The sequence below is a fragment of the Burkholderia sp. HAN2018 genome (assembly GCF_024704855.1).
GTDB classification, from domain to species: domain Bacteria; phylum Pseudomonadota; class Gammaproteobacteria; order Burkholderiales; family Burkholderiaceae; genus Burkholderia; species Burkholderia cepacia.
Genome location: NZ_QOBB01000322.1, coordinates 1 through 6,248 on the forward strand (window position 1 = coordinate 1; position 6,248 = coordinate 6,248).

Below are 6,248 nucleotides of genomic sequence, written 5' to 3' on the forward strand. Positions count from 1 at the left end.
CGGTCTTCGCCGCACGCATGGCGGCCGCCCGCGCCGCGTCGGCATTGCCGGCGCCGCGCGCGACGCCGGGTTCCGCCAACGCGGCCCCGGCGGCCAATGCAGCCAATACCGTCCAGCCCGCGACGCCGCCCGGCCAGCAGGATCCCGAGTCGATCCGCCGCGCGGCTCTCGCGTTCCTGCAGCAACAGATCGCGGGCCTGCCCGGCAAGACCACCGCGACGGTCACGACCGCGTTTCCGCGCGGGCTCGCCGCATGCACGACGCTCGAGCCGTTCATGCCGACCGGCGCGCGCCTGTGGGGCCGCACGACGGTCGGCGTGCGCTGCGCGGGCGAGCGGCCGTGGACCGTCTATCTGCAGGCGAAAGTGACCGTGCAGGCCACCTATTACGTCGCCGCGCGCCAGATCGCGCCCGGCGAGCCGCTCTCCGCGGCCGACCTGGTCGCCCGCGACGGCGACCTGACGGTGCTGCCGCTCGCGGTGATCACCGATCCGGCGCAGGCGATCGGCTCGACCGCGCTCGCGCGCATCTCGGCCGGGCTGCCGCTGCGGCAGGACCTGCTGAAGAGCGCGGCGTCGGTGTCGGCCGGCCAGACGGTGCGGGTCGTCGCGGCCGGGCCCGGTTTCACGATTTCGGCCGAGGGCAGCGCGCTGGCGAATGCCGCGCCCGGCCAGTCGGTCAGGGTGCGGATGGCGGCGGGCCAGATCGTCACGGCGATCGTCAAGGACGCCGGCACCGTGGAGATTCCGCTGTAGGAACGGATCCAGCGGCAAGAATGTAAAGAATTGTTTATTCGGAGCATTTCGGGCTCGCGATGCTAAAGTTCGGGCCGACCCGGCCGTTATCTGGGTCAAACCGAACAGGAAACCCATCGTGAAGATCGATTCCACTCCGAACCCGAGCCCCCTGGCGCCGACCGGCAACGGCGCGACCCGTGCGCCATCCGGCACGGCCTCGTCTTCGTCCGCGCAGGCGGCCGACGCAGGGTCGACCGGCGGCGACACGACCGTGAACCTGTCGGGTCTGTCCGGCCAGTTGCGTTCGGTATCCGCGTCCGGCAACGCCGATATCGACACGGGCCTCGTCCAGTCGATCAAGGACGCGCTGAACAACGGCACGTTGACGATCGATGCGAACAAGATCGCCGACGGCGTATTGAATACCGCCCGCGAGCTGCTGCAGCAGCAGCGCCCGGGCAACTGAAGCCGGCCTCGCGGCCGGTCCCCCGGTCTCCCGGTTTGCCGGCGCGCCCAACCCGCGCCGGCGCGACGAGCATGACGCGATGAGAGAAGAGCTGCTGGCCACGGTCAACGACGAACACGCGACGGTCGAGGCGTTCGCGTCCCTGCTCGCCTACGAGGAAAAGGCGCTGACGATGGCCCAGCCGCTCGAGATGCTGCCCGGGATCGTCGAGAAGAAGAGCGAGCTGATCGACCGGCTCGCGCAGCTCGAACGCACGCGCGACACCCAGCTTTCCGCGCTCGGCTTTCCGGCCGGCAAGAAGGGGATGGACCAGGCCGCCGAGCGCGATGCGCGCCTCGCCGGCCGCTGGCAGCTGCTGCAACAGGCCGCCGAACGCGCGCGCCAGGCCAATGCGAACAACGGGATGCTGATCCGGATCCGGATGGACTACAACGAGCGCGCGCTCGCGGTACTGCGCTCGGCGCCCGCGCCGGCCGGCGTCTATGGCCCCGACGGGCGCGTGTCGGCGCTCATGCGCTGAAGCACTGACTGACCAACTGACTGACCGGCAGCGGCGCCGCTGCCTTCCCTGCCGCACCTCGCAGCAGCTCGTAGTACCTCGCAGCACCTCGCCGCCATTCGCGGCCTCCCGCATTTCGACAGACCGGGCTCGAACCCGGCACTCACGGTCCCTTCCGATACACGGCTGCGCAACCGCGCCGCCGTCCCGTCACAACAATCAGAAGAGGGCCGCATGCCATATTTCCGCATTCCGTTTTCGTACCGCAGCGCCGCCGTTTCCGCCACCGCGGCGCTGGGCGCCGCATTGACGCTTTCCGCCGCGCAGGCCGCCGGTGCCGCACCGCTGCCCGTGCCGACTGGCGACATGTCGCTGTCGCCGGCCGGCCCCGACATCGTGCCGCCGGCCGCCCCGGGTACGCCCGGCGCGACGCCGCGCGCGTCGCGCCGCGGGTCCGACACCTACACGTACCTGCGCTGCTGGTACCGGATCGACGCGGATCCGCTGAAGCCGGCCGCGACCTACGAATGGGCGCGCGACCCCGCCGGCGGCGACTGGTATCGCGTGTCCGGCTACTGGTGGGCGGACGGCATCGCGCAGTGGAAGAACATGTTCTACAGCACGACGACGCAGGACACGCTCGCCGACGTGTGCCGCAAGACGCTGGCCGCGAAAGGTATCAGGTCCGACCTCGTGCAGGCGGTCGCGGCAAACAACGCGCTGTCGTTCAACTACACGGTGTGGACCGTCGACGCCGCGCAACAGGACGCACGCGTCAACAAGCTGATCGTGTTCGGCGACAGCCTGTCCGACACGCAGAACATGTTCAACGCGAGCCAGTGGAAGCTGCCGAACGGCACGAGCTGGCAGGCGGGGCGCTTCAGCAACGGCCCGGTGTGGGCCGAATATCTCGCGAACGCGCTGCGGCTGCCGTTCTACAACTGGGCGATCGGCGGCGCGGCGACCGACCAGTACCTCGTCGTGCCGGGCCTCGTGCAGCAGATCGACTCGTGGCGCGAATACATGGATCGCGCGCCGGACTACCGGCCCGCCAACACGCTGTTCGCGGTGTTCGCGGGCGGCAACGACCTGGTGAACTACGGGCGCTCGCCCGAGCAGGCGGCGAATGCGGTGCGCGACAGCCTCGAGCGGCTCGCCGCGGCCGGCGCGACGCGGATCATGCTCGTCACGCTGCCGGACGTGTCGCGCGCACCGGTGTTCGCGACGCGCACCGACACGGCGAGCGTCGCCGCGCAGGTGAAGGACTACAACCGGCGCCTCGCCGACGCGGCCGCCGCGCTGCGCGCCCGTTACGGCGCGACGCTGCGGCTCGAGGTGTTCGACGCGTACGCGCTGTTCGACGACCTGCTGAGCCATCCGGCCCAATACGGCTTCGACGACGCGAAGCGCGCATGCCTCGACATCCCGAAACCGTCGTCGCTCACCTACCTGAGCGCGCAGACGCCGCGCGCGGACTGCCGCGACCCGGCGCGCTTCGTGTTCTGGGACACGCTGCACCCGACGACACGTACGCACGCGTGGCTCGCCGAGCGGATCGCGCCGTTCGCGCGGGCGCGCCTGCTGAACTGACCGGCGCGGGCGGCGGTGCCTACAGCAGCGGACATGCGGTGACCTGCGTGCCGCGCTCGACGCACAGCCGCTCGTAGTCGCGCAGGTACGCGCGCTCGTCGTCGTCCAGCAGGTCGAGATCGATCAGGTCCCAGTCGTAGCCGACCGTCACGATGTTCTCGAACGTCACGGTATCCGGCTGCGCGTCGTCCTGGCGGATGATCACGATGTTCTCGATCCGCACGCCGCCCTTGCCCGGCAGGTAGATGCCCGGCTCGACGGAAATCACCGCATTCGGCACGAGCCCGTACTGCGCGCCCGGCGCGAACCGCACGCCGCCCTCGTGCACGTGAATCCCGACGCCGTGCCCGGTGCCGTGGCCGAAATCGTGGCCGTGATCGCGGCACACCTGCCGCACGAGCGCATCGACGTCGCCGCCCTTTGCCGTGCTCGGGAAGCGCGTGACGAGCCCCTTGATGCAGGCCTTCAGCGCGACCGTGTAGATCTCGCGCTGCCACGGCTGCGCGACCGTATCCGGGCGCGTCCGGCGCAGCACCACGCGCGTGCAGTCCGTCGCGAAGCCGGCTTCGTAATACGCGCCGCTGTCGAGCAGCACGAGTTCGCCTTCCGTCAGCTCGACGTCGGCGCTCGCCGCCGTGTAATGCGCGAACGCGCTGTTCGCGCCGTTCGCGGCGATCGACGGAAACGTCAGCGCAACCGCCGAACGCGCGGCGTATGCATCGTTGATCGCGCGCGCCAGGTCGTATTCGGTATGGCGCACGCCCGGCTCGCCCGTCTTCGCCCAGCGCATCGTCTCGGCGATCGCCGCGGAACTGCGCGCAAACGCGTCGCGGAACCGGTCGAGCACCGCCGGCGTCTTGCCGGCCCGCATCGCCTCGACCGGGTTGAAATCGGCATGCCGCGCCTGCGGCCACACTCGCTTCACCGCGTCGACGAGCGCGCAGTTCACCGATTCGAAGCCGTAGCACACGTGCTCGACCGCGAACGGCGCGAGAAAGCGCTCGAGCGCCACGACATCGCGCCGGATCACATGCAGCGCCGGATACGACTCGAGCGTGACCTCGCAGCGGTCGCAGCCTTCCGGCAGGAACAACGCCACCTGCCCGCCCACCGCGAACAGGAAGCCGAGGTGCGACGACGCATTCGGGATGTGATAACCGCGGCTGTTCAGCAGATACGCGAGGTCGTCCGATGCGCAGGTGAAGAAGGCGGTCCTGCCGTCCGGCGCGCCGGTATGCGCGGCGAGCTTGCGGTTCAGCGCGTCGAGGTTCTGCGCGACGCTCAGGCCGGTCATCGCTTCCGGCACCTCGAAGATCGGCCGCTCGACGACCCAGCCCGGCAACGCGATCGCGAGATCGATCTCGCGATCGGCGAGACTCGTCCAGTCGAGCGACGCGGCCTGCGTCTGCTCGAACAGGCGATCGCGCTGCGCGACGCTGATCCGCCGCGCGTCGTAGCCGACCCGTGCGAGCCGGCTCCCGTGCGCGACCAGCCAGTCGGCCATCGCCTGCCAGATCGTCACGTTCATCCCGAGCTTCTCGATGCGCACGCGCGCCGGATCGCACTGCTGCTCGGCCTGCAGGTGATAACGACCGTCGACGAACAGCACGAACGGCGGCACGCCGAGCGCCTGCGCGGTCGCCGCGCTCAGGAAGATCCCGCAGCCGGCCGAACCGTCGAAGCCCGACAGCGCATAACGCGGGTTGTTGCTGCGCGGCAGGTACTCGGTCACGTACTCGTCCTGCGACGTGACCAGTACCGCGTCGAGCCGCGCGGCGTCGAGCAGGCGCGACAGGCCCGCCTGCGTGTCGACGACGGACGCGTCGTACGGGGGAAGGCCGGAGAAGCTGTATTTCAGTCGATCGATCATCGGAAGCCCGTTATGCATTGTTGTCGGCGGCCGGCGGTGACGCGGCGGGGTACAGGCCCAAAGCAGGCTTGAAGCAGGCCTGACGCGGCCCGGCGCCGCTGCACGGTCGACGCTCGACCCGGCGCGGCACGACGCCGGGCCGCCGTACCGTCCCGGCGGCAGGCCCTTAAAAAAATTTTCGTCTCACTTAACTTTTTTTGATGCGCGCGACAGAATCTAGAGCACGCTGAAATCGAGGTCAAGCTGAAATTTTCGTAGGGCTAAAATCGGCATGACGCTTGCGGATCCCTGCACAGCGGGCGTTCGTCCGGCGGCACCGCGCGGTACAATGCGCCGGCATCGCCGCCCCGGCGGCCGTGCTTCGTGCGGTGCGCGGAATTCCCTGTCCGGCGACTGCACCGCCCGTCCGCCCGCCTCCCGATTCGTTGCCGCGAAAGAGATTCATGGATTCAGACATCATGCGTATCGGCCAGCGCATTCGCCGCCTGCGCCGGGAAGCGAAGAAGACGCTGCTGGAAGTCGCGACCGAAGCGAAACTGTCGGTCGGGTTCCTGTCCCAGGTCGAGCGCCATCTCACGGGCATCTCGCTGTCGTCGCTCGTCAACGTCGCGAAGGCGCTCGACGTGCCGCTCGGCGCGCTGATCGACCAGCCGCGCCAGGCGCAGCCCGATTCGCACGAGGGCAGCCGCAAGGCGTACGCGCTCGACGCCACGTCGCAATGGTACGAACGCCTGTCCACCACGTTCGACGGCAGCCAGATCAACGCGCTCAAGGTGCGGATGATGGAAGGCTACCGCTCGGAATGGGTGGCGCACGGCGGCGACGAATTCGTGTACGTGCTGGCCGGCCGGATCTGCTTCACGATCGGCAGGAAGAACTACCCGCTGTCGCCCGGCGACTCGCTGCACTTCGACGCGCGCAAGCGGCATCGGGTCGCCAACGTGGGCGACGGGCCGGCCGAGGTGATCGCGGTCGGCACGCTGCCGCTGTTCGACGACCGTCGCGCCGGGTTCGTGTCCGCGACGATGGACACCGCGAAACCGGCCCCCGTCGCGCGCGCCGCGGCGGGCGAACCGCGCACGGGCC

6 protein-coding genes are annotated in these 6,248 nt (G+C 69.7%); 5 read left to right on the forward strand and 1 reads right to left on the reverse strand.

Annotated features, from left to right (window positions below; genetic code table 11):
- The 4 genes from flgA to DPV74_RS38040 all read left to right on the forward strand — a co-directional run.
- A partial coding sequence (gene flgA, locus DPV74_RS38025) for a flagellar basal body P-ring formation chaperone FlgA (RefSeq protein ID WP_119339060.1) occupies nt 1-755 on the forward strand: 755 nt, incomplete at its 5' end.
- Between the two features lie 118 nt (nt 756-873).
- On the forward strand, nt 874-1,203 hold the full coding sequence (gene flgM, locus DPV74_RS38030; protein ID WP_027788917.1) for a flagellar biosynthesis anti-sigma factor FlgM: 330 nt from the start codon (nt 874-876) through the stop codon (nt 1,201-1,203).
- A gap of 79 nt (nt 1,204-1,282) precedes the next feature.
- Nucleotides 1,283-1,723: a flagella synthesis protein FlgN gene (locus DPV74_RS38035; protein WP_021163144.1), complete on the forward strand. Its 441-nt coding sequence runs from the start codon at nt 1,283-1,285 to the stop codon at nt 1,721-1,723.
- A 213-nt stretch (nt 1,724-1,936) separates the two neighbouring features.
- Nucleotides 1,937-3,292 (forward strand): SGNH/GDSL hydrolase family protein, encoded by a 1,356-nt coding sequence (locus DPV74_RS38040; RefSeq protein ID WP_119339061.1) that lies wholly within the window; start codon nt 1,937-1,939, stop codon nt 3,290-3,292.
- A 19-nt stretch (nt 3,293-3,311) separates the two neighbouring features.
- Here the strand turns inward: DPV74_RS38040 and DPV74_RS38045 are convergent, their stop codons facing one another.
- Nucleotides 3,312-5,162 (reverse strand): M24 family metallopeptidase, encoded by a 1,851-nt coding sequence (locus DPV74_RS38045; RefSeq protein WP_119339062.1) that lies wholly within the window; start codon nt 5,160-5,162, stop codon nt 3,312-3,314.
- A gap of 443 nt (nt 5,163-5,605) precedes the next feature.
- Here DPV74_RS38045 and DPV74_RS38050 point away from each other — a divergent pair.
- Nucleotides 5,606-6,248, forward strand: a 643-nt coding sequence (locus DPV74_RS38050) for a helix-turn-helix domain-containing protein (RefSeq protein ID WP_162923256.1), incomplete at its 3' end; no start/stop codon positions are given.